Source organism: Mesorhizobium sp. L103C119B0 (genome assembly GCF_000502235.1).
Lineage (GTDB): Bacteria > Pseudomonadota > Alphaproteobacteria > Rhizobiales > Rhizobiaceae > Mesorhizobium.
Genome location: NZ_AYXE01000018.1, coordinates 44,233 through 70,883 on the forward strand (window position 1 = coordinate 44,233; position 26,651 = coordinate 70,883).

28 protein-coding genes are annotated in these 26,651 nt (G+C 62.7%); 10 read left to right on the plus strand and 18 right to left on the minus strand.

Translation table 11 applies throughout. The features are described from left to right. Positions 1 to 34: 34 nt before the first annotated feature. From X728_RS142105 to X728_RS142065, 9 genes are all read right to left on the minus strand, one after another. Positions 35 to 739: a nucleotidyltransferase family protein gene (locus X728_RS142105; protein ID WP_031195822.1), complete on the minus strand. Its 705-nt coding sequence runs from the start codon at positions 737 to 739 to the stop codon at positions 35 to 37. A gap of 14 nt (positions 740 to 753) precedes the next feature. After that, complete coding sequence (gene tsaE / locus X728_RS142100) at positions 754 to 2,265, minus strand: tRNA (adenosine(37)-N6)-threonylcarbamoyltransferase complex ATPase subunit type 1 TsaE (protein WP_023828823.1); 1,512 nt, start codon at positions 2,263 to 2,265, stop codon at positions 754 to 756. 8 nt (positions 2,266 to 2,273) lie between these two features. Further along, on the minus strand, positions 2,274 to 4,838 hold the full coding sequence (locus X728_RS142095) for a PAS domain-containing sensor histidine kinase (RefSeq protein ID WP_023672300.1): 2,565 nt from the start codon (positions 4,836 to 4,838) through the stop codon (positions 2,274 to 2,276). A 308-nt stretch (positions 4,839 to 5,146) separates the two neighbouring features. Further along, positions 5,147 to 6,547, minus strand: coding sequence for an adenosylhomocysteinase (gene ahcY, locus X728_RS142090; protein ID WP_023681401.1), 1,401 nt, complete (start codon positions 6,545 to 6,547; stop codon positions 5,147 to 5,149). 206 nt (positions 6,548 to 6,753) lie between these two features. After that, the gene (locus tag X728_RS142085) at positions 6,754 to 7,044 is read right to left on the minus strand and encodes an HPr family phosphocarrier protein (protein WP_023672303.1); all 291 of its coding nucleotides are present in this window, start codon (positions 7,042 to 7,044) and stop codon (positions 6,754 to 6,756) included. Next, positions 7,041 to 7,442: a PTS sugar transporter subunit IIA gene (locus X728_RS142080; RefSeq protein WP_023672304.1), complete on the minus strand. Its 402-nt coding sequence runs from the start codon at positions 7,440 to 7,442 to the stop codon at positions 7,041 to 7,043. Before X728_RS142080 ends, X728_RS142085 begins: the two co-directional genes overlap by 4 nt. Positions 7,443 to 7,606: 164 nt before the next feature. Beyond that, positions 7,607 to 8,068, minus strand: coding sequence for an HPr kinase (locus tag X728_RS142075; RefSeq protein WP_023832654.1), 462 nt, complete (start codon positions 8,066 to 8,068; stop codon positions 7,607 to 7,609). 12 nt (positions 8,069 to 8,080) lie between these two features. Continuing rightward, positions 8,081 to 9,862, minus strand: a complete 1,782-nt coding sequence (locus X728_RS142070) for a sensor histidine kinase (protein WP_023672307.1) — start codon at positions 9,860 to 9,862, stop codon at positions 8,081 to 8,083. An 85-nt stretch (positions 9,863 to 9,947) separates the two neighbouring features. After that, entirely contained in the window at positions 9,948 to 10,649 is a 702-nt protein-coding gene (locus X728_RS142065) for a response regulator transcription factor (protein ID WP_010912942.1), read from the minus strand. A 346-nt stretch (positions 10,650 to 10,995) separates the two neighbouring features. Here X728_RS142065 and X728_RS142060 point away from each other — a divergent pair, with 346 nt between their 5' ends. The 5 genes from X728_RS142060 to X728_RS142040 all read left to right on the plus strand — a co-directional run bounded on the left by X728_RS142060 (position 10,996) and on the right by X728_RS142040 (position 16,290). Then, positions 10,996 to 12,606, plus strand: a complete 1,611-nt coding sequence (locus X728_RS142060; RefSeq protein WP_023832655.1) for a phosphoenolpyruvate carboxykinase — start codon at positions 10,996 to 10,998, stop codon at positions 12,604 to 12,606. 86 nt (positions 12,607 to 12,692) lie between these two features. Then, the gene (arfB, locus tag X728_RS142055; RefSeq protein WP_023832656.1) at positions 12,693 to 13,127 is read left to right on the plus strand and encodes an alternative ribosome rescue aminoacyl-tRNA hydrolase ArfB; all 435 of its coding nucleotides are present in this window, start codon (positions 12,693 to 12,695) and stop codon (positions 13,125 to 13,127) included. A 158-nt stretch (positions 13,128 to 13,285) separates the two neighbouring features. After that, positions 13,286 to 13,924: an alpha-ketoglutarate-dependent dioxygenase AlkB gene (locus X728_RS142050; RefSeq protein WP_031195824.1), complete on the plus strand. Its 639-nt coding sequence runs from the start codon at positions 13,286 to 13,288 to the stop codon at positions 13,922 to 13,924. Positions 13,925 to 14,003: 79 nt separating this feature from the next. Then, a complete protein-coding gene (locus tag X728_RS142045; RefSeq protein ID WP_081730953.1) occupies positions 14,004 to 15,092 on the plus strand; it encodes a phosphatase PAP2 family protein in 1,089 nt (362 codons plus the stop codon). 58 nt (positions 15,093 to 15,150) lie between these two features. Further along, the gene (locus X728_RS142040) at positions 15,151 to 16,290 is read left to right on the plus strand and encodes a phosphatase PAP2 family protein (protein ID WP_023694619.1); all 1,140 of its coding nucleotides are present in this window, start codon (positions 15,151 to 15,153) and stop codon (positions 16,288 to 16,290) included. Here X728_RS142040 and coaA read toward each other — a convergent pair. The 9 genes from coaA to hisB all read right to left on the minus strand — a co-directional run bounded on the left by coaA (position 16,277) and on the right by hisB (position 22,111). Then, entirely contained in the window at positions 16,277 to 17,236 is a 960-nt protein-coding gene (gene coaA / locus X728_RS142035; protein WP_023672313.1) for a type I pantothenate kinase, read from the minus strand. The two genes, X728_RS142040 and coaA, sit on opposite strands and share 14 nt — an antisense overlap. A 132-nt stretch (positions 17,237 to 17,368) precedes the next feature. After that, positions 17,369 to 17,692, minus strand: coding sequence for a phosphoribosyl-ATP diphosphatase (locus tag X728_RS142030; protein WP_023681408.1), 324 nt, complete (start codon positions 17,690 to 17,692; stop codon positions 17,369 to 17,371). A gap of 8 nt (positions 17,693 to 17,700) precedes the next feature. After that, positions 17,701 to 18,507 (minus strand): imidazole glycerol phosphate synthase subunit HisF, encoded by an 807-nt coding sequence (gene hisF, locus X728_RS142025; RefSeq protein WP_031195830.1) that lies wholly within the window; start codon positions 18,505 to 18,507, stop codon positions 17,701 to 17,703. After that, positions 18,504 to 19,340, minus strand: a complete 837-nt coding sequence (locus X728_RS142020) for an arginase family protein (protein WP_023702081.1) — start codon at positions 19,338 to 19,340, stop codon at positions 18,504 to 18,506. The genes hisF and X728_RS142020 overlap by 4 nt, the downstream gene beginning before the upstream one ends. After that, complete coding sequence (gene hisA, locus X728_RS142015; protein WP_023832659.1) at positions 19,337 to 20,083, minus strand: 1-(5-phosphoribosyl)-5-[(5-phosphoribosylamino)methylideneamino]imidazole-4-carboxamide isomerase; 747 nt, start codon at positions 20,081 to 20,083, stop codon at positions 19,337 to 19,339. The genes X728_RS142020 and hisA overlap by 4 nt, the downstream gene beginning before the upstream one ends. A gap of 3 nt (positions 20,084 to 20,086) precedes the next feature. Continuing rightward, the gene (locus X728_RS142010; protein ID WP_023672318.1) at positions 20,087 to 20,377 is read right to left on the minus strand and encodes a DUF1330 domain-containing protein; all 291 of its coding nucleotides are present in this window, start codon (positions 20,375 to 20,377) and stop codon (positions 20,087 to 20,089) included. A 1-nt stretch (position 20,378) separates the two neighbouring features. Next, positions 20,379 to 21,029, minus strand: coding sequence for an imidazole glycerol phosphate synthase subunit HisH (gene hisH, locus X728_RS142005; protein WP_023832660.1), 651 nt, complete (start codon positions 21,027 to 21,029; stop codon positions 20,379 to 20,381). Between the two features lies 1 nt (position 21,030). Next, positions 21,031 to 21,507 carry a DUF2628 domain-containing protein gene (locus X728_RS142000; RefSeq protein WP_023710437.1) on the minus strand — a complete coding sequence of 159 codons (477 nt, stop codon included), beginning with the start codon at positions 21,505 to 21,507 and terminating at the stop codon, positions 21,031 to 21,033. A 4-nt stretch (positions 21,508 to 21,511) separates the two neighbouring features. Further along, positions 21,512 to 22,111, minus strand: a complete 600-nt coding sequence (gene hisB, locus X728_RS141995) for an imidazoleglycerol-phosphate dehydratase HisB (RefSeq protein WP_023832661.1) — start codon at positions 22,109 to 22,111, stop codon at positions 21,512 to 21,514. A gap of 237 nt (positions 22,112 to 22,348) precedes the next feature. Between hisB and hslV the strand changes: the two genes are divergently transcribed. The 5 genes from hslV to X728_RS141970 all read left to right on the plus strand — a co-directional run bounded on the left by hslV (position 22,349) and on the right by X728_RS141970 (position 26,572). Further along, positions 22,349 to 22,900: an ATP-dependent protease subunit HslV gene (hslV, locus tag X728_RS141990; protein WP_023832662.1), complete on the plus strand. Its 552-nt coding sequence runs from the start codon at positions 22,349 to 22,351 to the stop codon at positions 22,898 to 22,900. After that, positions 22,890 to 23,417, plus strand: a complete 528-nt coding sequence (locus X728_RS141985; RefSeq protein ID WP_023832663.1) for a GNAT family N-acetyltransferase — start codon at positions 22,890 to 22,892, stop codon at positions 23,415 to 23,417. The genes hslV and X728_RS141985 overlap by 11 nt, the downstream gene beginning before the upstream one ends. 4 nt (positions 23,418 to 23,421) lie before the next feature. Beyond that, entirely contained in the window at positions 23,422 to 24,021 is a 600-nt protein-coding gene (locus tag X728_RS141980; RefSeq protein WP_023695986.1) for a DUF2585 domain-containing protein, read from the plus strand. Positions 24,022 to 24,025: 4 nt separating this feature from the next. Next, a complete protein-coding gene (gene hslU, locus X728_RS141975; RefSeq protein ID WP_023672325.1) occupies positions 24,026 to 25,339 on the plus strand; it encodes an ATP-dependent protease ATPase subunit HslU in 1,314 nt (437 codons plus the stop codon). Between the two features lie 276 nt (positions 25,340 to 25,615). Continuing rightward, complete coding sequence (locus X728_RS141970) at positions 25,616 to 26,572, plus strand: DUF1402 family protein (RefSeq protein WP_023739746.1); 957 nt, start codon at positions 25,616 to 25,618, stop codon at positions 26,570 to 26,572. The last annotated feature ends 79 nt before the right edge of the window (positions 26,573 to 26,651 follow it).

Genomic DNA, 26,651 nt, shown 5'->3' on the forward strand with positions numbered 1-26,651 from the left:
GCTTCCGCCTGCGGAATGGNGCGGCGCGCGCCGCTCATACCACCTTCGCGAGAGCGTCGGCGACCGCCGCTTCCGCCTGCGGAATGGCGTCGGGAGTGCCGACGGTGATCCAGCTTCCGCGCATCTGCATGCCGAACAGACGGCCAGAGGCGATTGCCTTGTCGAAATAGATGTTGAGCGAATGCGCCCCGGCCGGCGCATCCCTGAAGATGGCGGGATTGACGATTGCCGCTCCGGCATAGATCAACCCGGCCGGATCGCCTTTCGAGCGCCGCAGGCCGCCATCCGGCGCCATCAGGAAATCCGTGCCGACACCGTGTCCGGTGGCCGAGTCGAGATCGGTAAGCATCAGCAGAATATCCATTTTCGCGCCGTCCCATGCAAGGGCAAGGCGCTCGAGGCTGGGCTGCCCGCTGTCGATCCAGAACGTATCGGCGTTGATGATGTAGAAGGGGTCGCTGCCCAGCAGCGGCAATGCCTTGACGATGCCACCCGCCGAATTCAGCAGTGCGTCGCGCTCGTCGGAAATGACGATCTTTGGCGCCCGCCTGTGGGCTATATGGGCGACGATCTGGTCCGGCAGATAGTGCACGTTGACGATGGCTTTCTCGACGCCGGCCGCTTCGAGACTGTCCAGCCCCCAGTCGAGCAAGGTCCTGCCGGCGATCCGCACCAGCGGCTTCGGCATGGTGTCGGTGATCGGCTGCATGCGCTTGCCAAGACCCGCCGCCAGCACCATCGCTGTGGTCAAGGTCACGGGAGCCGTTCCTCCAGCAGGCCATGTGCCATGTAAAACTCCTTCAGCTGAGCCAGCGCCGGGTGCGCCAGCGCCCGCCTGAGATAATCGCGGATGCGCGGCAGGTGTCGGAGATAATAGGGCTTGCCGTCGCGCTTTTCGAGCCGCACGAAAATGCCGAGGATCTTTGAATTGCGCTGCGCCGCCATGATCGCATAGGCCGCGCGGAAGGCGTCCTCATCGAAGCCGACGGCGGCGTGGCGCGCAGCGACATAGGCGTCCACGGTCCGCTGCTCGATATCGGGCGAAACGGTGACGCGGGCATCCATGGCCAGCGACGCAACATCATAGGCCGCCGGACCCATCAGCGCGTCCTGGACGTCGACGATGCCGAGGCGGTCGTGGCCTTTGCGGTCACCGCGCCAGATGATGTTGGGCGAATGGAAGTCGCGCAGCATCAGCGTGTATTCCTGTGTGTCCAGCCGATCGAGAACCGCGTTCCATTCCCTGTGATAGCCGGCGCGTAAAGCCTCGCTTGCCGGGCTGCCGGTCACCATCGGCACATACCAATCGACCAAGAGATCGGCTTCGATCAGCATGGCGTCGCGATCGAAGGGCGGCACCTCGTGGAAGACGCCTGGGACGGCTTCCATGCGCGGCAGCCAGGTCTTGCCATGCATCATGGCCAGCAATTCGGCTGCTGCCGCGTAGCGCTCGGCCACCGGCTCACCATTGCCGTCGAGAAAACCTTCCGAGCCCAGATGCTCCAGCAGCAGAAACCCTTGCTCGAGATCCTCGGCATGGATTTTTGGGACACTGACACCTTGCGCCAGCAGCGCCTTGTCGATGGCGACGAAAGCGGTGACCGACTGCGCCGTGTGGGCGATCACGGCATAGGGCTTGCCGTCGCGCACCGGCGGCCCCAGCACCAGCCTTGGCGAATTCATCAGCACGCGCGGCGCAAGGCCGGCGAGCGAAACAATCTCGTAAGAGCGCGCCGAGGCGTCGCCGACGAAATGGCGCCGCGCGGCGTCGCCCCAACCGGCCGTTTTGAGGAAATCGCGCATCGCCAGCGATCGCGCCACGCGTTCGAAGGCAACGCCTTGGCCCGATAGTTTCGCCAATCGTCCTTCGTCCTGATGGACGAGTTCGATCCAGATCGACGTTCTCGGAAGAGCGGCCTCCGCCCGTTCCGGCCACTCGACAAGGGCAGCGCCCTGCAGCAGCGCCTCGTCGAAACCCAGCTCGTCCATCTCGCCGGCCGAGGACAGGCGATAGAGATCGAAATGGTGCACGGGGATGCGCGTGTCGTAGCTTTGCACCAAGGTGAAGGTAGGGCTCGGCACATCGAGGCCGGCATCATCGGCCAGCGCCCTGATCAGGGCCCGCGCCAGCGTCGACTTGCCGGCGCCGAGATCGCCCTTGAGCGCCAGCACGTCGCCCGGCCGCAGCGCCATGGCCAGGTCTTCGCCGAGCCTTGCGGTCGCAGCCTCGTCGGCGAGAAAACGCTCCAGCACAACAACAGTCATCGAGCGCGCTACTCGGCCGCGGCGCGGATGCCCGACGGTGCATCGGGGAAGGTGCAGATGACGGTGGTGCCCTTGTCCTTGCCGGTCTCGATGCGCACGCTGCCGCCGTGCAGCTCGACAAAGCTCTTGACGATCGACAGGCCTAAGCCCGCACCGCGCCGGCGCCCGCCATTGGTGCGCGGCTCGAAGCGGCGGAACACCGAATCGAGCAGGTCCGGCGGCATGCCGGGGCCGTTGTCATGGACGGAGAATTCCACACCTTGCTCCAAATGCCGGCAGGCAAGCGTGATAGTGCTCGCCTCCGGCGCGTAATTGGCGGCGTTGCTGAGCAGATTGTAGAGGATCTGGCGAACCCGGGTCTCGTCGCCGTGAAAACTCTTCGGCGCCGCAGCGGCGTCGATCCGGAGCTTGATCGAATGCTCTTGCAGCCGGTCGGCGACCAGTTCGGCCGCGGCCTCGATGGTGCGCTCGACGCTTACTTCCGAAATGTCGAGCTGCATGATGCCGGCGTCGACGGTGGCGAGGTCGAGTATGTCGTTGACGATGGTGAGCAGCACCGAGGATGACGAGCCGACATGCTCGACATATTCGCGCTGCTTTGGGCTGAGCGGCCCGGTCGCCGGCAGCGACAGAAGCTCGGTGAAGCCGATGATGTTGGTCAGCGGCGAGCGCAGCTCGTAGGAGACATGCTGCACGAACTCGTTCTTCAGCTGGTCGGATTTCTGCAGCGCTTCGTTCTTGTCCTTCAGCGCGCGCTCGACATTGACGCTGTCGGTGACGTCCACAAAGGTCATCATCACCTGGCCGTTGGGCAGCGGGATGACGGCGTAGCTGAGCACTGTGCCGTTCTTCAGTTCGGTCTGGCCATGGCGGTCGCGGCGCTCGTCGTCGAAACCGGTGATGGCGGCGACGAACCCGCCCCACGGGCTGTCGACGGCGCGCTGGTCGCTGAGATCGCGGATCGCCGAGACATGGACGTTGGGCTTGATCACATCCTGGCTCAGTCCCCACAGCGCGACAAAGGCCGGGTTCGACAGGCGCAGCCGCCCATCGGGACCGAACACGGCGACGCCTTCGGCCAGATTGTCGAGCGTTTCGCCCTGGACCCGCACCGCCGTCTGGTAGCGGCTTTCGAGGTCCATCTTCTCGGTCAGGTTCTCGAACACCCAGGTCACGCCGCCCTTCGGCTGCGGGTTGGCCACCACGCGGATGGTCTTGCCATCGGGCAGATGCCACCAATGCTCTTGCGATTCCACCGCGCGGTAGGCGCCAAGCAGGCCTTCTTTCCAGCGCCGCCATTCCGGCTGCTCGGCGATCTTGCCTTCGCTGCGCAGCCGGTCGAGCAGCAGCGCATTGTCGGGCGCGCTGTGCAGGAAGCCCGGGTCCAGCCCCCACAGTTTCTGGAACGCCTGGTTGAAGAAGCGCAACTTCTCGTTGGCATCGAAGATCGCCACCGCCGTGTTGAGCTGGTCGAGCGTGTCGGCATGGCTGCGCACCGTGCGCTCATATTCGCCGCGAATGGTTTCGGTGGCGCTGGTGTCGCAGGCAAGACCGGCCGAGCCGTCGGCACCGGCGAAGTCGGTGACGGCGAACACCCGGCGGTCGCCCTCGATCACCGTCGACAGCGTCTGTTCGAAGATCGGGCGCGATTTGTGCTGCGCGGCGATCTGTTCGCGCGCTTGGGCGCCGAGGAATTCCTTGGCTTCGCGCACCGCGGTCTCGGCGTTCGGTGCCTCGACCGCTCCGGCATAGGCACGGTTGACCCATTTCAGCCGCCCGTCGGTGGCGCGCAGCCAGGCCGGCATCGGCAAGGCGTCGAGCAGGCCGATCATCGTCTCGTAGTCGGCGGCCAGCCGCTGGTTCTCGATCTTCAGCCTGGCCTGGCTTCGCTGCGTCTCCGACAGCGAGACGAAGCGCACCAGCACATGCGCGGCGCTCTTGCGGCCATGCACTTCAAGCGGCGCCCCGGCCTGCGATTCGATCACGAGATCAAAGGGTTTCGCTTTCTCGCGCAGACCAGCGACGGCATTTTCGAGCGCCGCCGCCGAGCGCGGCATCAGCCAGCGGCCGAAGGCGAGGAAGGCTGCACGGTCGTCCGGCGCACCGCTTTCCAGCGGCAGCGTGCCGATCAGCTCCGGCTTCTTGTTCTCCGACGCCCAGACGATGACGCGCTGGTCACGCAGATTGAGCAGCGCCTCGGAGCGCTGCAGCGCCGCATTGATGTCGGCAATGCGGGCTCTGAGTTCGACATTCTGCGCCGAGGTGCGGGCTCTTTCGCGGATCAGGAAGATGGCCGAGACCAGTGCCGCGCCCATGACGCCGACGAACATGGCGAGCTGGATGACTTCGACCGCGCTGACCGACAGTCCGGCCTTCTGCGCAATGGCCGGCTCGGCATGGGCGGCAAACGAGGTGAGCGGGCCGGCAAGAGCTGAGGTGGCAAGAAAGCCGGCGGTGCGGGCGCCAACGCGCCTCTTCAGGCCACCGCCTGTCGTGACGGAGCCATTGCTATCGGAATCGTCATGGCCGCCGGAAACGGCCGATCCCGCGCGAGGCGGGTTTTCCCCCGGCATGCCTTGGTCCTCTTCGCCGCCTGAATGCAAGACCGCCTAGATCAGGATCACGTTTGATGGAAACGCCCTTCTGACCTAACTCTTTTCTAAAGGGCATGATCTTTTCCGAAAACCGCTTCCCACTTTTCGCTGACGCGGTCCTTCGGTTCGAATCATGCTCTCGATGCGTACGCCGGCCTCGTCCCCGGCCCACGAATCAGCACAATAGCGCGTGCTGGAATCGGCGTGAAGAATCATCCGCGCAAAAAAGAAGCCGGGCGAAAAGTCAATCGCCCGGCTTCAATATCTAGTGGTAAACGCCGCTTTGGCTAATAGCGGTAGTGTTCCGGCTTGAACGGACCCTGCGGGGTCACGCCGATATAGGCGGCCTGTTCGCCGGAAAGTTCGGTCAAGCGGGCTCCAAGCTTGTCGAGATGCAGACGCGCCACCTTCTCGTCGAGGTGCTTGGGCAGCACATAGACCTGGTTCTGGTACTGGCCGGGCTTGGTGTAGAGCTCGATCTGCGCCAGCACCTGATTGGTGAACGAAGCCGACATCACGAAGCTCGGATGACCGGTCGCGTTGCCGAGGTTGAGCAGGCGCCCCTCGGACAGCAGGATCATCCGCTTGCCGTCCGGGAAGGTTATCATGTCGACCTGCGGCTTGACGTTGGTCCATTGCAGGTTGCGCAGCGACGCGACCTGGATCTCATTGTCGAAGTGGCCAATATTGCCGACGATCACCATGTCCTTCATCGAGCGCATGTGGTCGAGGGTGACCACATCCTTGTTGCCGGTGGTGGTGATGACGATGTCGGCGGTCGGTGCGGCATCTTCCAGCGTGACGACTTCAAAGCCGTCCATCGCCGCCTGCAGCGCGCAGATCGGATCGACTTCGGTGACCTTGACGCGGGCGCCGGCGCCCTTGAGCGAAGCCGACGAGCCCTTGCCGACGTCGCCATAGCCGCAGACGACCGCAACCTTGCCGGCCATCATGGTGTCGGTGCCGCGGCGGATGCCGTCGACCAGCGATTCCTTGCAGCCATATTTGTTGTCGAACTTCGACTTGGTGACCGAGTCGTTGACGTTGATCGCCGGGAAGGGCAGCAGGCCCTTCTTCTGCAGCTGGTAGAGTCGGTTGACACCCGTGGTCGTCTCTTCGGTGACGCCGCGGATGGCTTCCTTCTGCTTGGTGAAAAAGCCGGGCGAAGCCTTCAGGCGCTTCTTGACCTGGGCGTAGAAGTATTCCTCTTCCTCGCTCTGCGGGTTGGACAGCACGTCCTCGCCGGCTTCGGCGCGGGCGCCGATCAGTATGTACATCGTGGCGTCGCCGCCATCATCGAGGATCATGTTGGAGAGGCCGCCATCGGCCCACTGGAAGATCCTGTCGGTGTAGTCCCAGTACTCCTCGAGCGACTCGCCCTTGACGGCGAACACCGGGATGCCGGCCTCGGCGATGGCCGCGGCCGCATGGTCCTGGGTCGAGAAGATGTTGCACGAGGCCCAGCGGATATCGGCGCCAAGCGCCTTCAGCGTCTCGATCAGCACCGCCGTCTGGATGGTCATGTGCAGCGATCCGGTGATGCGCGCACCTTTCAACGGTTTCTTGTCGCCGAATTCCTCGCGGCAGGCCATCAGGCCCGGCATTTCGGTTTCGGCGATATCGAGTTCCTTGCGGCCCCAGCCGGCAAGCGAGATGTCGGCGACCACATAGTCCTTGCTACCTGTCATGGCAGTGCTCCGGTGTGATTTGTCTTCAGAATGCGCCTGCGCCACACGGCGCGTCGAAGGGCGCGGAATGCCGGCCTGACTAGCAGATCGCCGCCAAGACGACAATGGGATATAAAGAAATCTTTATGCGCGTATGTGTTTACGGGGATGCATGCCGCCCAAAAGTATCCGGCGGTTTTGGGACAACGGCGTCCAAAGCAAAAACTTCAGCACTCTTCGCCGAAGCGCGAGGCGACCAGCTGCTCCAGCGCGTCCATCGCCGCTGCGGCTTCAGCGCCGCTGGCGGTGACGCGGATCGAATAACCGGGGCTCGCCGCCAGCATCATCAGCCCCATGATCGAGGTGCCGCCGACCTTGAGACCATCCTTCTCGACATGGACGGTGGCGTCGAAGCCGCTGGCGACCTGGACGAACTTCGCCGAGGCGCGCGCATGCAGGCCGCGCTGGTTGACGATCGGGAACTCGCGCACGATCTCACCGGGCGACAGCGCGTTCATTTGCTGCTCAGCAGCTGACTTGCGACGTTGATGTATTTGCGCCCCGCGGCCTGCGCCTCGTCGAGCGCGGTCGCCATGTTGTCGCCCTTGCGGATCGACGACAGCTTGATCAGCATCGGCAGGTTCATGCCGGCGATGACCTCGGTGCGACCGGATTCCATCACCGAAATGGCGAGGTTGGAAGGCGTGCCGCCGAACATATCGGTCAGAACGATGACGCCGGTCCCGGTGTCGACGCGGCCGACGGCGTCGACGATATCGCGCCTACGCTGCTCCATATCGTCGTCGGCGCCGATTGCCACGGTTTCGAAATTGTCTTGTGGCCCCACGACATGTTCCACGGCATGGCGGAACTCGGCGGCCAGTTGACCGTGCGTTACAAGCACGAGTCCGATCATTCTATGGTGGCTCCCGTCATCGCCGCTTCACAGGCGCTTTTTATGCTCGCCGGCCATCCCAGGCGGCGGGAGCGCTATCTTGTCGACGCGCGGCGCGTTGACAAGCCCAAAATTGCGTCGGCCATGGCCAATTTGACGCATTGCAGCAAAAAACCGGCGGCGGATCATACGAAAGGCGCAATCGCCAGCCGCGCCATTACCGCCGGCAAAGCCGCAGTGACGTTGCGCTGAACGAGGTCGATGCGCGGCACCACACAGTCGGCAATGGTCGCGCTCGACTCTTCCTGGAAACGCGCGATCGCGTCTGCGGAAACCATCCGGATTGCCAGGTCGATGACCCCCACAGGTTGGAACAAAAGCGGCTTCGGACCAAGCCCGGGCACCTCTGTGAGGCCGGCAATGCTGGCGGGCGCATGGCAGACCAGCCGCCCGAAACGCGCCGCGACAAACAGCTGGTCGTCGCCGATCAGCCGCGCAAACAGCCCGAGCCGGCTGAAATGGTCGATGAGCGCCAGCGCCAGCGTTGTCTTGCCCGAGCCGGACGGCCCGGTGATCAGGACGCCCCGCTCGCCAATCAGGACTGCGGTGGCATGGATGTTCTCGGGTTCCGCGGTGGGATCGGGCATGCGCAGCCGCGATCAGCCTTCGGCCGGCAGCGTAACGACGAAGCGCGCGCCCTTGATGTCGCCGGGCTTGGTGCCGGGGATGTTCTCGGCGGTCAGCGTGCCGCCATGGGCTTCGACGATCTGCCTGGATATCGACAGGCCAAGCCCCGAATTCTGGCCGAACGCCTCGCCGGCCGGGCGGTCGGTGTAGAAGCGCTCGAAGATGCGGTCGATGGCGTCGGCGCGGATTCCGGGGCCGTTGTCGTCGACGGTGACGATGTTGACCTTGCCGGAGCGTGCCAGGGAAATGGCGATATGGCCGTGGTCCTCCGGCACGAAGGAGCGGGCATTCTCGATCAGATTGGTGATGACCTGGCCGATCCTCAGATCATGGCCGGTGACGAAATAGCCTTTGACGCCTTGCGGCAGCTTGGCGGCCTTGAATTCGATCTCGACAGCCTTTTTGTTGCGCGTCGCTTCGCGCGACACGGCGACGAGATCGGTGATGAATTTCTTCAAATCGACCGTGGCGGCATCCTCACGCGCCAGTTCGGCGTCTAGGCGCGAGGCATCGGAAATGTCGGTGATCAGCCGGTCGAGACGCCGGACATCGTGCTGGATGATCTCCATCAGCCTGCCGCGTGAATTGTCGTTCTTGGCAAGCGGCAAGGTCTCCACCGCGCTGCGCAGCGAGGTCAGCGGGTTCTTCAGCTCGTGCGAGACATCGGCGGCGAAGCTTTCGATCGCCTCGATGCGGGCATAGAGCGCATTGGTCATGTCGCGCACCGCGACCGACAAATTGCCGATCTCGTCCTGGCGGTCGGAAAAGTCGGGGATCTCCTCGCGGCTCTTGACGCCGCGCCGCACCCGCACTGCCGCCGCCGATAGCCGGCGCAGCGGATTGGCGATGGTGGATGCGAGCAGCATCGACAGGATGGCGGTGACCAGGGCGGCGATGCCGAACACGCGCAAAATAGCCTTGCGCTCGGCGGCGACGATCTTGTCGATGTCGCCGCCTTCCGTCGACAGCATCAGCACGCCGAGAACGGCGCGGAAGCGCTGGATCGGCACCGCCACCGAAACGATCTGCTCGCCCTGTTCGCTCACCCGCACGATCGTCGACGGACTGCCGGTCAGCGCCTTGACCACTTCCGGGAAGGCCGCACCGTTGCCGCCGGGCTGCTCATGGTAGACGGGCAGGTCCTTGTTGCGGAAGAAGTCGAAGACGAATTTCTGCACGCGCTCCAGCATATCCGGCTGCTCGTCCTCGACCGGAGGCAGGTCGTAGCGCAGGATCTGGCCGCGCGAGTAGAGATGGCGCGAATCGAGCAGCAGATTGGCGTCGCGGTCATAGATGCGGGCCCGGGTGCGCGTCGGCGAAATCAGCCGCCGCAGCACCGGCGCGACGCGCTCGGGGTTGATCGGGAAATCCAGATTGTCGAGCTGGTCTGAGCCCGGCCCCAGGCTTTCACCGGCCTGCAGTTCGAGCAGTTTTTCCGGATCGATGCTGATCGAATCGGTCTCGACCGTTGCCGACGCGGCAATGGCGCCGGCGATGATCTCGCCCTGCGTCATCAGGCTTTCGACGCGGGCGTCGATCAGCCCGTCGCGGAAGGTGTTGAGATAGAGGATGCCGGTGACCAGCACGGCGAGGCCGGCCAGGTTGAGGAACAGGATGCGCCGGGTCAGGCTGGAAAAGATGTGGTGGCCGAGGAAGCGGCGCATCGGCACCGTCAACCTCGACAGGAATGCGGGCAGAATCCGCGACCGCCTGACAGCGCTCGTTCGTCTGCTCCGCTGTACATCCACTGCCATCGAATAGCAGCTCCCGCCTAGTCTTTGGTTTTATGCATGTCGTCGTCCCAAAAACCGCGACCACTTTTGGGCGACATGCATCAACTCAAGCTTCGCGGAACCGGTATCCGACTCCGTAAAGGGTTTCGATCATTTCGAAGTCGTCATCGACGGCCTTGAACTTCTTGCGCAGCCGCTTGATGTGGCTATCGATGGTGCGGTCGTCGACATAGACCTGCTCATCATAGGCGGAATCCATCAGCGCATCACGGCTTTTTACCACGCCTGGGCGCTGCGCCAACGAGTGCAGGATGAGAAATTCGGTGACCGTCAGCGTCACCGGCTCGCCCTTCCAGGTGCAGGTATGGCGTTCCTGGTCCATGACGAGCTGGCCGCGTTCCAGCGAACGGGCCTGCTGGCTGGGCGCCTTTGCCGCAGCTTCGCGGGCGCTGGCGCGGCGCAGCACGGCGCGCACCCGCTCGACCAGCAGGCGCTGCGAGAACGGTTTGCGGATGAAATCGTCGGCGCCCATCTTGAGGCCGAAAAGCTCATCGATCTCATCGTCCTTCGAGGTCAGGAAGATCACCGGCAGGTCGGACTTCTGCCGCATCCGGCGCAACAGCTCCATGCCGTCCATGCGCGGCATCTTGATGTCGAGGATGGCGAGATTCGGCGGCCGCGCCGCCAGGCCTTCCAGCGCCGACGCACCATCCGTGTAGGTCTCGACGCGATACCCCTCGGACTCGAGGGCGATCGACACCGATGTCAGAATGTTGCGGTCGTCATCGACAAGCGCGATTGTTGCCATTTCAAGCGGCTCCCTCATGAGCTGTCCCTTCTGTCGTAGAGAAGGGGCTTTTGCAGGACAAATTAGGTACAAAATGTGGCATAGGCTCCACCCGCTGTCGCGGACGGCTTGCCGGCGGCCCCATCGGAACCTCTACACGGGTTGGACGAACACTGTGTGCCAATCCTTTGGGCAACCACCGTGATTTTTTGCACATATAAACGATTTAAACAACTTTCAAAATTTTTAAATCGATTAATGATTTGATATCATTCGAGTTTTCTGGTTCTCACCGTCTCAGCCCCTAACGCGGGCTCGCCGGAAACGCGCCGGCAAAGTGCGGCGAATCCAGAAGAAGGGACCCTTGATGTCGGAAGTCGGCAAACGCAATTCTGCTTGCGCGATCGATCGTATCGGCCTGAAAACCACCGGCACGGTGCATTATAATTTTGGTGCGGCCGCCCTTTATGAGGCAGCGATCCGTCGTGGCGAGGCCCGGTTGACCGCCGGCGGCGCGCTGCTTGCCGAGACCGGCCAGCACACTGGCCGCTCGCCCAAGGACAAGTTTGTCGTCCGCGATGGCGCCACCGAGCCCCATGTCTGGTGGGACAACAACAAGGCGATTTCGGCGGGCCAGTTCGAAATGCTGCTCGCCGATTTCCTTGTCCACGCCGCGAATAGCGATCTCTATGTGCAGGACCTCGTCGGCGGCGCCGATGCCGAGCTGAAGCTGCCGACGCGGGTCATCACCGAATTCGCCTGGCACTCGCTGTTCATCCGCAATCTTTTGATCCGCCCGCAGGCCGCCGAGCTTGAGGATTTCGTGCCGGAGATGACGATCATCGACCTGCCGTCCTTCCGCGCCGATCCGGCCCGCCACGGCAGCCGCACCGAAACGGTGATTGCGGTCGATCTCACCCGCAAGATCGTGCTCATCGGCGGCACTTCCTATGCCGGCGAGATGAAGAAATCGGTGTTCACCATGCTCAACTATCTGCTGCCGGAAAAGGGCGTCATGCCGATGCACTGCTCGGCCAATGAGGGCCCGGCCGGCGACGCGGCGATCTTCTTCGGGCTTTCCGGGACGGGCAAGACGACGCTGTCGGCCGATCCGTCACGTACGCTCATCGGCGACGACGAGCACGGCTGGGGACCGCACGGCATCTTCAACTTCGAAGGCGGCTGCTACGCCAAGACGATCCGGCTGTCGGCCGAGGCCGAGCCGGAGATTTTCGCCACCACGCAGCGCTTCGGCACGGTGCTGGAAAATGTCGTGCTCGACGCCGACCGCGTGCCGGACTTCAACGACGGCCGGCTCACCGAAAACACGCGCTGCGCCTATCCGCTGGATTTCATCCCCAATGCCTCGAAGAGCGGACGGGCCAGCCACCCGAAAAACATCATCATGCTGACCGCCGATGCCTTCGGCATCATGCCGCCGATCGCACGGCTGACCCCGGCGCAGGCGATGTATCACTTCCTCTCCGGCTACACCGCCAAGGTGGCCGGCACCGAGAAGGGCGTTACCGAGCCGGAAGCGACCTTCTCGACCTGCTTCGGCGCCCCGTTCATGCCGCGCCACCCCAAGGAATACGGCAATCTGCTGCGCGAGCTGATCGCCCGCCACGGCGCCGATTGCTGGCTGGTCAACACCGGCTGGACCGGCGGCGCCTACGGCACCGGCAAGCGCATGCCGATCAAGGCGACGCGCGCCTTGCTGGCCGCAGCGCTTGACGGTTCGTTGAAGGCGTCCGGTTTCCGCACCGACGCCAATTTCGGCTTCGAGGTGCCGGTTGCTGTGCCTGGCGTCGACAGCGCCATTCTCGACCCGCGTTCGACCTGGGCTGACAAGGCAGCCTATGACCGGCAGGCAGCGCGATTGGTCGGCATGTTCGCCGTCAACTTCGAGAAATTCGAGAGCCATGTCGATGCCGTCGTGCTCGGCGCAGCACCCCGCCTGCAGGAAGCTGCGGAATAGTCGAGGCGTCTTCACCGAAGCATCCTTGAAAGGCGCGATCTCGATCGGGCCTTTTCTTTTTTGGTCCGCCGCGCCATGACTGCGGCATGCCTATCGACGACATCATCATATCAGACGAAGCCGTAATCCATCCGGGCGACCTGCACGAGGATTTCATCCGCTCGTCGGGTCCCGGCGGCCAGAACGTCAACAAGGTGGCGACCGCCGTCCAATTGCGCTTCGACGCCGCCAATGCGGCTGGCCTGTCCGAACGCGTGCGCGCGCGCACGATCAAGCTCGCCGGCCAGCGCGCCACCAAGGACGGCGTCATCGTCATCGAGGCCGGCCGCTTCCGCACCCAGGAGCAGAACCGGGCCGATGCCCGGGTAAGGCTGACGGCGCTGGTCGCCAAGGCCGCGGAACCGCCGCCGCCGCCGCGCAAGAAGACCAGGCCGTCGAAAGGCTCGGTGGAGCGGCGGCTGCAAAGCAAGGCAGGGCGCGGCACGATCAAAAAGCTGCGCGGCCGGGTAGAGAACGACTAAGGACCGTGCCGACTGCGTGCATAAAGCGGCCTTCCCTTCGGAGCCGCAGCCGCAAGGTTTCACCATTGCCACAGAAAGGGAGACCGACAACGGTGGCTTTCGGGTCGCTGTTTCTGATTGGCGGTGGCATGGTTTCAGTATCAACCGGAGGCGAAGTCATGCTCGTTCTGCCCAAAGGCGTCCGCCATATGCCCGGCTATCTGTCCCGCGCGGCGCAGGAAGCGCTGGTGGAAGAGGTGAGGACCATTGTACAGCGGGCGCCGCTGTACGTGCCGGCGATGCCGCGGACCGGCAAGGAGATGAGCGTGCGCATGACCAATTGCGGCTCGCTCGGCTGGGTCACCGACAAGGAGCTGGGCTATCGCTACCAGCCAACGCACCCACTCACCGGAGAGCCATGGCCGCCGATCCCGGACGCGCTGCTGCAATTGTGGCGGGAGGTCGCCGCCTATCCGAATCCGCCGGAGGCCTGCCTGGTCAATTTCTATACGCAGGACGCCAAAATGGGTCTGCACCAGGATCGCGACGAAGCCGATTTCTCGGCCCCAGTGGTCTCGGTGTCACTTGGCGATGATTGCCTGTTCCGGGTCGGCCAAGTGACGGGCAGGGGGGCCACACGCGACGGCGGTACCAAATCGTTCCGCCTGAAAAGCGGCGACGTCGTCGTGCTCGGCGGCGAAGGCCGGCTCTGCTTCCACGGCGTCGACCGCATCTATCCGTCGACCTCGGCGCTGCTGAAGAATGGCGGCCGCATCAATTTGACGCTGCGGCGGGTCAACCGTACCCTGGAGCAGTAGAGGTATTCTTCGACTTACTGTTTGTTAAAGTATAGGTGCGACACAAAGGAATGTTCTCAAAAAGATTGGGGCCGTTCCTATGGCTTCTTCTGAAATCGTGCAAAGTCCATCGCATGTGGACCGGTTTCCCGCATGGCTCGCGCGTGAGGGCCGCCGCAGTGCAATGATCTTCGCATTTGTCGTGTTGACCTTTCTCATCGCGACAATCAGGGGCGATTCGATCCTGCCCCATATTGTTGAATATACCGGTCGAATTGTGCGCTTTTTGCCTTTGCTGGGCTCTATCCTTGTTGCCGTGGTTGGTTCCTGCGCGCTCGTTCAGGGTCGCCATGGGTCACCAGTCAGCATCGCGGTCGCTTCCCTCGGAGGCATGTCGAATACCCTTGCGCGGGGTTTCTGCGCTAGCGTCGTGTTGGCTCTCTTCATGGCGGCATTCCTCTACAACAAAATGATGATTCCGATTGTCGCCCCCTTCCAGTGGGACGAAACTTTCTCCCACTGGGATGCAAATCTCCTGGGTGGGAATCAGGCGTGGCAAATCATTCAGCCGGTCGTCGGCATGCCTTGGGTAACTCGCCTGTTGGACATAGTGTACACTCTGTGGATGCTGCTGGTGTTCTTGTTCTGGGTGGGGTTGCTTGTCAGTCCGCGCGTGCCTGAGCGGATCCGCCTTCGCTACTGGCGGGCGACGGTCATTTCGTGGATCCTGATCGGCCTGGTCATAGCAACGTTGTTCTCCTCGGCAGGACCTTGTTACTTTGCGGAAATGGTGCCGGGCGCACCCTCGCCATATGCCGATCTGATGCGCTATCTCGACGAGGTTGCCTCGATCTATCCGCTGTCGTCATCCTTGACACAGGATTTTCTTTGGGAGGTCTATACTGGCCGTGTCGATTTGCCCGGTGGCATTTCGGCCATGCCCAGCATGCACAACGCGCAGGCGGCGCTGTTTGTGGCTGTCGCGTACTCAATTGATCGCAGGTTCGGTCACGCCATGCTGGCCTTTGGCGTCTTGTTGTTCTTCGGCTCGATTCACCTCGGGTGGCACTATGCCGTGGACGGAATTGTCGGCATTGCCGCGGCGCTCGCCATCTGGTGGGGCTGTGGCAAATTGGGGCTGGCGAATGACGACACTTTCTTGAGCGAGCGCGTCCTCGCACAGCACTAACCGATTCTACAGATTTTCCTTATAAAGTGCCCGGGCATTGCAACGTCGGCTCGGGACAATGACAAAGAGCAGTGTGGTTTTCCGTCAGTTGTGGGCAGTCATCAAACAAGCGATCCCGCTGATTCGCCGGGATTCAGGCGTTTATCTGTTCATCGTCGTCTACACATTGGCCGGACTGGTTTTTCTGTATGCAATAGGCGCGGCCGACCGCAGCGCGTATTCGATATATTTCGGGCGGTGGATATTGTTGAACGGCCTGATGCTGCCGACCTTCGCCATTATTGTTGACATAAGCCTGCTTATACATCGCACCGACATCAGGCGCCGTCTGGCGGCGAAATATGTGTTCTCGACATCGCGGCTGGCATATTCGCTCTCGGGTCTATGCCTCCTCATGGCGCTCATGATCTTTCAAGGCACATTCACCTCGGTGAAGAACGGAATGCCGGTCTGGCAGGACGGCTTTCCATTTGACGTGCTGCATGCCGACATCGATGCGTTCCTGCATTTCGGCGCCGATCCGTGGCGCTGGCTCTATCTGGTGGCCAAAAACGATTTCGTGCGGGCTGCCATCGAGTGGAATTACAACGTATTCTGGTTTGTCCTCAATTTTGGCGCCTTGTTCTTCGTCGCGACATCGCCCCGGACGGCGTCGGTTCGAACGCGCTATGTCATCTGCTTCATGGTGGTTTGGATCGTCGTCGGCAACATATTGGCTGGACTGTTCCTGTCGGCTGGTCCGGCGTTTTACGGGATGGTCACGGGCGACACGGCGCGGTTTGGCGAACAGCTCGCATTCCTGGCCCGCGGCGCCGAATCCTCCAATTCCGCTGTTTCCTACCAGCAATATTTGTGGAGGCTTCATGAGGCCAGGCAGACCGGTTTCGCGTCAGGCATCTCGGCCTTTCCCAGCGTGCATGTCGGCTTGGCGATGCTCAACGCACTTTTTGCATGGGAGTACAATCGCCGTCTCGGCGCTGTAGCGTTTGTCTATGTGGCCTTTGTTGCCGTCAGCTCGGTTTATCTGGCGTGGCACTATGCAATCGACGGCTATGCCGCAGCTGCTGTCTCGGTGATTGTCTATGTCGCGGCGCGCAAACTCGTCCCGGCCGACCGGCGCTATGTCCGGCGACCGGCGCAGGATACGCAATCGGCCGATATCGCGACCAGCCCGGAGGCGGCGGTCACAGTTTCCTGAGCGCCACTTCCTCGACCAGATGATTGGCGCCCTTGCGCAGGATGAGGTCGGCCCGCGCCCGTGTCGGCACGATGTTCTCGCGCAGGTTTTTCAGGTTGATGTTGGCCCACAAGCCTTCCGCAATGGCGCGCGCGGCGTCTTCCGAAAGCTGCGAATAGCGGTGGAAGAAGGAGTCCGGATTGCGGAAGGCCGTCTCGCGCAGGCGCATGAAGCGGGCGATGTACCATTGGTGGATCAGCTTCTCGTCGGCATCTATATAAATGGCGAAATCGAAGAAATCCGACAGGAACGGCACGATCTTGCCGTCCTTCGGCAATTTGCCGGGTTGCAGAACGTTGATGCCTTCGAAGATCAGAATGTCTGGCCGGTCGATGGTGACGAACTCGCCGGGAATGACGTCATAGGTCAAATGCGAATAGACGGGCGCGCGGACATTGCGCTGCGCCGACTTGATGCCCGAGAGGAAACGCAGCAGCGCACCGACATCGTAGCTGTCGGGAAAGCCCTTGCGCTCCATCAGATTGTCGCGTCGCAACACCTTGTTGGGCAGCAGGAACCCGTCGGTAGTGATGAGATCGACCTTGGGGCTCGACGGCCAGCGCGCCAGAAGCTCCTTCAGCACGCGCGCCGTGGTCGATTTGCCGACCGCAACCGAACCGGCAATGCCGATGATGAACGGTGTCTTGACCACATCCAGCGCGTTGAAGAAGGCCTGGCGCTGGCGAAACAGCAGCTGGCTGGCCTCAACATGCGCCGAAAGCAGCCGCGAGAGCGACAGATAGATGCGCTTGACTTCTTCCAGGTCGACCGGATCGTTCAGTGAGCGCAGACGGTTGATCTCGTCTTCGCCCAGCGTCATCGGCGTGTCGGCGCGGAAGTTCGACCATTGCTCGGCCGAGAAGAAACGATAGGGGGAATATTTCTCGGTCGGAGCGAGCTGGTCCATCGAGTTTCCTGCCCTCTAGAGCATGAGGCCGAAAAGTGTGAAGCGGTTTTCGGGCGACATCATGCTCCCTCTATCAATTTAAAGACGGATTCAGATTTAAGGCCTCGGCCCGAAATCATCCGGCTCTCGCGGTCAGCCTTTCGGCCGGGATGCCTTTTCAGTGACGCCCGAACGGCCGGTACGGCCCTCAAGCTCCTTCAGCACCTCGCCCAGCGAAACGCCGGCCATGCCAAGCACAACGAGCCAATGATATATGAGATCGGCACTTTCGGAAACGAGGGCTTTCTCGTCGCCCTTGACGGCGGCAATGACGGTCTCGACTGCCTCTTCACCAAGCTTCTGCGCCGCCTTGTCGATGCCTTTGGCGAACAGTTTTGCCGTCCACGAGTCCGGGTCGCCGGAACGGGCGCGTTCGCCAATGATCGTTTCCAGATCGGACAGCGAAAATTCAGCCATGGCGCAGCCTACAGCCTTTGTGGAGTGGATTGAACCGGATAGTCCAGGCGCATCGGCAGCCCGGCCTCGGCCATATGCGCCTTGGCTTCCGTAATCGTGTAAGTGCCGAAATGGAAGATCGAGGCGGCGAGCACGGCGCCGGCATGGCCGTCGCGAATGCCCTCGACCAGATGGTCGAGCGTGCCGACGCCGCCCGACGCGATGACTGGCACGCGAACCGCATCGGCTATCGCGCGGGTCAGCGCAATGTCGTAGCCGGCCTTGGTGCCGTCACGGTCCATCGAGGTCAAAAGAATCTCGCCAGCGCCGCGATCAACCATTTTTCGCGCGAACTCGACCGCATCGATGCCGGTCTTTTCGCGGCCACCGTGGGTGAAGATCTCCCAGCGGCCGGGCTCTTTGGGCGCCGACACCCTCTTGGCGTCGATGGCGACGACAATACACTGGTTGCCGAACTTGTCGGCGGCTTCGGCGACGAAATCGGGATTCTTCACCGCCGCAGTGTTGATCGACACCTTGTCGGCGCCGGCCAGCAACAGTTTGCGGATATCGGCGACCTGGCGCACGCCGCCGCCGACGGTCAGCGGCATGAAGCATTGTTCGGCGGTGCGGGCGACGACGTCGAAGATGGTTTCACGGTTGTCGGACGACGCGGTGATATCGAGAAAGCAAAGCTCGTCTGCGCCGGCCGAGTCATAGGCTTTGGCCGCCTCGACCGGATCACCGGCATCGATGAGGTCGACGAAATTGACGCCCTTGACGACGCGGCCGTTCTTGACGTCAAGGCAAGGGATGACTCGGGCCTTCAGCATCAGCCCTTCTCCATCGTCGCCAGCAACTCGCTGAGCAGTTCGCCGACCAGCGGCGGAACCTCGGCCTGCGCATCGAACGCCGGATCGTAGGCGGAAATGGTGATGCCGGAAATCGGCAGCAGGCCGGCCATGCCGCAGACAGCCTGGCGCAGCTGTTTCGGCTCCGGGCCGCCGGGCGTGGTGTAGCGGTTGGCCTGCAGCGCCCCGGGGTCGTGCACGTCGAGATCGAGATGCAGGTGCACCCGCTTCGCATCCGGCGCCTTCAGCCTGCCGCTCGCCGTCGCCCAGTCCGGGCATTCGGTGCGGATGACCGGCAACGTCTTCAACAGCTCCGTTTCGGCCGGATCGAGATCGCGCGCGTTGACCAGCACGCAGCGCGCCGGATCGATCGGCCGGAAGCCGGGGATGGCCGAGGCCATCGGCTTCCAGCACAGGCCGAGAACCGTGGCCAGCGCCATGCCGTCGAGAAAGCCGAAGATGGACGTCTCCGGGGTGTTGAGATCGCCATGCTGGTCGGCCCAGATGATCGCATCGGCATCCTCGCCGGCAACCGCACCGGCCGATGTCAGACAATTGCCGGCCAGCACGATGGGAAGCCGGCCGCGGTCTATGGCGATGCGGACCTCGCCGGAGACGGCACCGCACACGGCAAAGCCGGTGGCGATCTCGCGCTGCTGTTCGTCGCCAACCCTGCCGATATCGGTGACGACGACGTCGTGCCCGGAGAGCGTCAGCGCGTCGACAAGCCCGCCGGCGATGAGTGCATCCGGGCCTCGGCCCATGCCGCCGTGATAGTGGCCGCTGTCATAGGAGGCCAGGATGATGGAGATTTTCACGGCCGGGTCTCCATCGCCTTGCCCTGCAGCACCGCAAGCGCCTCGGCCGGGTCGATACGCCCGTCATAGAGCGCGCGGCCGGAGATGGCGCCTTCCAGTTTCTTCGCGTCGGGCATGGTCATGCGCACGATGTCGGCGATCGAAGCCAGCCCGCCCGAGGCGATGACCGGGATCGAGACGGCGTCGGCGAGATCGATCGTGGCATCCCAGTTGATGCCGGTCAGAACGCCGTCGCGGTCGATATCGGTGTAGATGATGGCGGCAACGCCGGCGCCTTCGAATTTCCGCGCCAGTTCGATGACGCCGAGGCTGGAGGCCTCGGCCCAGCCTTCGACCGCCACCTTGCCGCCCTTGGCGTCGATGCCCACGGCGATCTTTCCAGGAAATTCCTTGCAGGCTTCCCGGACCAGGTCGGGATCGCGCACCGCCACCGTGCCGAGGATGACGCGGGCCAGCCCGCGGTCGAGCCAGTCCTCGATCTGCGCCAGCGTGCGGATGCCGCCGCCGAGCTGCACCGGGTTTTTCGTCGCCTTGAGGATGGCGCCGACCGCCGCGTTGTTGACGCTCTGGCCCTTGAAGGCGCCGTTGAGGTCGACGACATGCAGCCATTCAAACCCTTGCTCTTCGAAGGCCTTGGCCTGGGCCGCAGGGTCGTCATTGTAGATGGTCGCGGTCGCCATATCGCCGTGCTTCAGCCGCACGCACTTGCCGTCCTTGAGGTCGATGGCCGGAAACAGGATCACCGTTCAGACCCCTTCCACAATGGCGAAATGCGAGGTCGAATAAGCGCGCCGGAATTTCAGCGCTGCCTGGTATTCGGGGGAATGGAAGCAAGCCAGCGCGACCTCGTAGCTTTCGAACTCGACGATCACATGGCGATTGCCGGATGGCCCTTCCGGGCTTGACGACTGACCGCCTCGCGTCAGGAATTTCGCGCCGTATTTGTCGAACGCCGCTTTGTTGGCGGCGATGTATTTCGGATAGTTTTCCGGATCGGTCACATCGACCATCGCCATCCAGTAGCCCTTCTTGCTCATCTCAAGGCCTCCAGCGCAGGAAGTTGGTGATCAGTGCCAGGCCGAGCGCCTGGCTCTTTTCCGGATGGAATTGCGTGCCGGCAAGGTTGCCGTGCGCGACCGCCGCCGTTACCGGGCCGCCATAATCGGCGACGGCCAGCACTTCGTCCGGCCTTGTCGCGTCGAGATGGTAGGAATGAACGAAATAGGCGTGCAGACCCTTAGGCCCGGTCGCAATACCCGAAAACAGCGGGTGCTTGCGCTCCAGATCGATGGTGTTCCAGCCGATTTGCGGGATCTTCAGTGCCGGATCGGCGGGCGTGATCTCCTTGACGTCGCCGGCAATCCAGCCGAAGCCCTTGGTCACGGTCTTTTCCAGGCCGCGCTGCGACATCAGCTGCATGCCGACGCAGATGCCGAGGAACGGCCGCGCCTTGGCGATCGCTACCTCTTCCACCGCTTCCCACATGCCGGCGACGCCGCGCAGGCCCGCCGCGCAATCGGCATAGGCGCCGACGCCGGGCAAAACGATTCGGTCGGCGCTGCGCACCCGCTCGGCGTCGGCGGTTAGCTCAATGGCAGCGGCAATGCCGGCTTCATGCGCGGCGCGCTCGAAGGCCTTGGTGGCCGAGCGCAGATTGCCCGACCCGTAATCGATGATGGCAACCCGCATCTCAGGCTTTTCCCGGCGTATGGCTCAGGCCCAGCGTCAGCCCGGTCTGCGTCGGCCGGGCCAGGCTGGCGTCCGGCACGATGCGCGGCAGCGGCGCCGGCTCGTCGGCAAGCGCCTCGGCGTCCAGTGTCTGGCGGATGTCGGCATCGTCAGGATTGTCGGCTTCGACGACGCCCCATTCATGCCAGCCGCGGCGGCGCAGCGCTGCGATCCGCAGCCCTTGGCCTTCCAGCCCGATATAGAGCGAGACCAGTAAAGACAGTGCGGAGCCGGCCCAGTCCAGTCCCAGCCATTGGCCGAGCACCGAGATGAGCCCCATGGCGACGAAGGCGAGCGCCGCCTCGATCCACAGCCTGTGCCAGGCGAGCCACAGCGGCGCCACCAGGAAAGCCAGCCAGGAAAAACCGTCGCGGACCAAAACGGTTGCGTCGGCCGCCTCGGTGCGGCCTGGCGGTTCCATCACGACATAGATGGCCATCAGCCTACCCTTTCAGAGATCCCTTGGTGGAGGGAACCGCTTCCGGCTGGCGCGGGTCGCGCTCCAGTGCGAAACGCAGCGCGCGCGCCACCGCCTTGAAGCAGGTCTCGGCAATATGGTGATTGTTGGCGCCATAATGATTGGTGACATGCAGCGTGATACCGGCATTCTGCGCCAGCGCCTGGAAGAATTCACGCACCAGTTCGGTGTCGAACGTGCCGATCTTCGGGGACGAGAAGGCGACATTCCAGACCAGGAACGGACGGCCCGACACGTCGATCGCGGCCCGCGTCAGCGTCTCGTCCATGGCAAGGTCGACAGAGGCATAGCGCATGATGCCGCGCCGCTCGCCCAGCGCCTTGGCCAGCGCCTGGCCGATCGTAATGCCGGTGTCCTCGACCGTGTGGTGGTCGTCAATGTGCAGGTCGCCTTTCGCCTTCACCGTCATGTCGATCAGCGAGTGGCGCGACAGCTGGTCCAGCATATGGTCGAAGAAGCCGACGCCGCTCGACATGTCGGATTTTCCGGTGCCGTCGACATGGACCGAGACACTGATCTCGGTTTCCTTGGTCTTGCGGCTGACTTCGGCGGAACGGGACGCCATGACCTTGTCCTTGGCTGAGGGGTTCGAAACTCAAGACGGGGTTCCAAGCTGTCATTTGCTTGAAAACGAGTGCCTTCTAGCAGCATGAACCGGCGATTGCCAGTTGCGATGCGGACAGCCACCGGCCAAGGCGGACGCCGTTTGCAATCACCCGCCCCATGCATACATATGGCCGATCGAAATCACTCGTACCGCGCGCCAATCGCCTTATCGGGATCGCGCGAATCGGAGCTAAAAATGTCGAATGAACTGAGCATGCACGCCACGACCATCGTGACGGTGCGCAAGGGCAACAAGGTGGTGATCGCCGGCGACGGCCAAGTCAGCCTTGGCCAGACCATCATGAAAGGCAACGCCAAAAAGGTGCGCCGCATCGGCAAGGGCGGCAATGTCATTGCCGGTTTCGCCGGCGCCACGGCGGACGCCTTCACCCTTCTGGAGCGGCTCGAAGCCAAGCTCGAACAATATCCCGACCAGTTGACGCGCGCCTGCGTCGAGCTCGCCAAGGACTGGCGCACCGACCGTTATCTGCGCCGGCTGGAAGCGATGATGCTGGTGGCCGACAAGTCGGTTTCGCTGGCGCTCACCGGCATCGGCGACGTACTGGAGCCCGAATTCGGCGTCATGGCCATCGGTTCCGGCGGCAACTATGCGCTGGCCGCTGCCCGCGCGCTGATGGACAGCGACAAGGATGCCGAGGAGATCGCCCGCAAGGCGATGCAGATCGCCTCCGACATTTGCGTCTATACCAACAACAACTTTGTTGTCGAAACGCTCGATGCCGGCTAACCCGCTGGTGCTCTATGATTTTCGACCGGTTACCGAAAAAGACCTGCCGATGATCGCCGGCTGGCTGGCCGAGCCGCATGTCGCCGAATGGTGGGACGATCCGGAGACGGAAATCGCCGAAATCCGGGAGCACATTGACTCTATTTCTGTAGAGCCGCTGATCGTCGAGCTCGACGGCAGGCCGATCGCCTATCTGCAGAGCTACGATCCGCATCTGGAAGAGGACCATCCCTATGCCGACCAGCCGTTCGGCACGCTCGGCATCGACCTGTCGATCGGCGTGCCTGACCTGGTTGGCAAAGGTCATGGCTCGGCGATCGTCAGGCAATTCGTCGAGCAACTGTTCGAGGAAGGCGCGCCGCGCGTCATAATCGATCCGCATCCCGGCAATGGCCGTGCCATCCGCGCCTATGAAAAGGCCGGATTCCGCGTCATTGATCGCAGGCACTCTAGATATGGCGACGCCGTGCTGATGGCTGTCGATGGCAAAGAGCGCGACGTGGAAGAAGGGGAATGAGTTGATGGCGACACCGGGCACTGCCAAAAATTACTCGGCCTACGAAGACAGCTGGCGGATGGGGCTTCTGCTCGTGCTCGCTCTGCTCATCTTCCAGGCCGGTGCGCTTTATGGCATGGGCCGCACGCCGATCTGCACCTGCGGTTACGTCAAACTCTGGCACGGTGTGGTGAACAGTTCGGAGAATTCCCAGCATATTTCCGACTGGTACACCTTCTCGCACATCATCCACGGCTTCCTGTTCTACGCCTTGGCCTGGTTCCTGTTCCCGCGCTCGCCAATCGGTCTGCGCCTGGCTTTCGCCGTCGTCATCGAGGGCGGCTGGGAACTCCTGGAAAACAGCCCGTTCATCATCGAGCGCTACCGCGCCGGCACCATTTCGCTGGATTACTATGGCGATAGCATCATCAATTCGGTGTCCGACACGCTGGCCATGGTGCTGGGGTTTGTGATGGCCAGAAAGCTACCTATATGGAGCATCGTCGGCCTCGCCCTCATCTTCGAACTGGGTGTCGGCTACCTCATCCGGGACAATCTGACGCTCAACGTGATCATGCTGCTGCATCCGTTCGAGTCCATCAAGCAGTGGCAAAGTGGAATCTAGTGATATGACCACCTTCTCTCCCCGTGAAATCGTTTCGGAACTCGACCGCTTCATCATCGGCCAGAAGGACGCCAAGCGCGCCGTGGCCATTGCCTTGCGCAACCGCTGGCGCCGCCAGCAGTTGGAAGGCCAGATGCGCGAAGAGGTGATGCCGAAGAACATCCTGATGATCGGCCCGACCGGCGTCGGCAAGACCGAGATCTCGCGCCGCCTGGCGCGACTCGCCGGTGCGCCTTTCGTCAAGGTCGAGGCCACCAAGTTCACCGAAGTCGGCTATGTCGGCCGCGATGTCGAGCAGATCATCCGCGATCTGGTCGAGATCGCCATCGGCCTGGTGCGCGAGAAGATGCGCGAGGACGTGAAGGCGCGCGCGCACCTCAATGCCGAGGAGCGCGTGCTGGAAGCCCTGGTCGGCAAGACGGCGAGCCCGGCGACCCGCGATTCCTTCCGCAAGAAGCTGCGCGACGGCGAGCTCGACGACAAGGAGATCGAGATCGAGGTTGCCGACACCGGTACCGGCGGCATGCCCGGCTTCGAGATCCCCGGCATGCCGGGCGCTAATATCGGCGTGCTCAACATCAACGACATGCTGTCGAAGGCGATGGGTGGCAAGAAGACCAAGGCGCGCAAGACGACGGTCAAGGAGTCCTACGCGCTGCTGGTCAACGACGAGTCCGACAAGCTGCTCGACCAGGACGAGGTGGTGCGCCGGGCGCTCGACGCGACCGAAAATGACGGCATCGTCTTCCTCGACGAGATCGACAAGATCGCCTCGCGCGAAGGCGGCATGGGCGCCGGCGTCTCGCGCGAAGGCGTGCAGCGCGACCTGCTGCCGCTGATCGAAGGCACGACGGTGGCGACCAAATACGGACCGTTGAAGACCGACCACATACTGTTCATCGCCTCGGGCGCCTTCCATGTCTCCAAGCCCTCCGACCTGTTGCCGGAATTGCAGGGCCGCCTGCCGATCCGTGTCGAGTTGCGGGCGCTGGAGAAGGACGATTTCATTCGCATCCTCACCGAGACCGAGGCCAGCCTCATCAAGCAGTATATCGCGCTGATGAAGACCGAAGGCGTCGACCTCACCTTCACCGACGATGCCATCGATTCGCTGGCCGGCATCGCTGTCGACCTCAACGCTAGCGTCGAAAACATCGGAGCGAGACGCCTGCAGACGGTGATGGAGCGCGTGCTGGACGAGATCTCCTACGACGCGCCCGACCGCAACGGCACCAGCGTCGCCATCGATGCCGCCTATGTGGAAAAGCATGTCGGCGACCTCTCGCGAAACACAGATTTGTCGCGATTCATCCTTTAAACGAGGGCGCCGGTTCATCCGGCGCCGGTATTAGAGCGCCGCGCGTCCTTTGGACGCGCAAAGGTCGCTCTAACAGTATTGAATCGACGCATCGGACTTTCCAAAAATCGGTTTCGATTTTTGGGCCGATGCTTAGGCACCAATTTCCGGCAAACATCATCGTGTGTGGCCGGATGGTATCATGCGGCCACCTTTCGTCTTGCCGGCTGCAAGGGCGCTCTCGACTCGACCGGGAGCTTTACCTAGTTTGCGCGGCAATTCTCTAGGCGGCGGCGCATGAAAAAACTGATCCTGCTCATTCTCGGCTTGACGCTGGCGGCGACGCTGTTCGCGGCTGACGCCGCGACATTGGTGCCGGCGGGCAACCGCAATGTCGTGCAGCCTGACATACCGGGCGCCTCCAGCCGCCGCACCCAGGCCACCAACACCACCTTCCAGGCCAAATACCGCAAGGTCTACGCTCTGTTGCAGAACGACGCCGAATTGCGCGCCAAGATCAGGAAGGCGGCTGCCGCTTACGGCATCAACCCCTTGCACATCGTCGGCGCCATCGTCGGCGAGCACACCTACAATGTCGATGCCTACGACCGGCTGCAGACCTACTACGTCAAGGCGATCTCCTACCTCTCCAGCAAGCTGTCCTTCGCCTATGACGGTGAGGACATCACCGATTTCGTGCAGCGGCCGGAATTCAAGAAGTGCACAATGTCGGACAGCTACGACCTGTGGGAATGCCGCGAGCAGGTGTGGAACCGCTCCTTCCGCGGCAAGACCGTCGGCGGCACCAGCTTTCCCAACGACCGCTTCGGCGCCACCTTCTTCCAGCCCTATTATGCCGGCCAGACCTTTGGCCTCGGCCAGCTCAACCCGCTGACCGCGCTGCAGATGAGCGATCTCGTGCACAAGGTGTCGGGGCTGCCCGAGCTCGATGTCGGCGATCCCAATGGGGTCTACAAGACGATCATGGATCCGGACCTGACATTGCCCTACGTCGCAGCGACGATCAGGAAGTCGATCGACGCCTACAAAAACATTGCCGGCTTCGACATCTCAGGCAATCCGGGGCTGACCGCCACGCTCTACAATGTCGGCAATCCCGAGCAGCGCGCCTATGCGCTGAAAGCAGAGAACGACAAGCGCCGCGCCGCGGGTGAGACGGTCAAACTGCCCGAGGAGAATTATTACGGCTGGCTGGTCAACGACAAGCTGGACGAGCTGAAGGCGCTGTTTTAGGGCTGGGGCCCTTTACCTCCCCCTTGTGGGGAGGTCGGACCAAAGGTCCGGGTGGGGGTCGGTGCCGCACCCCCGCCCC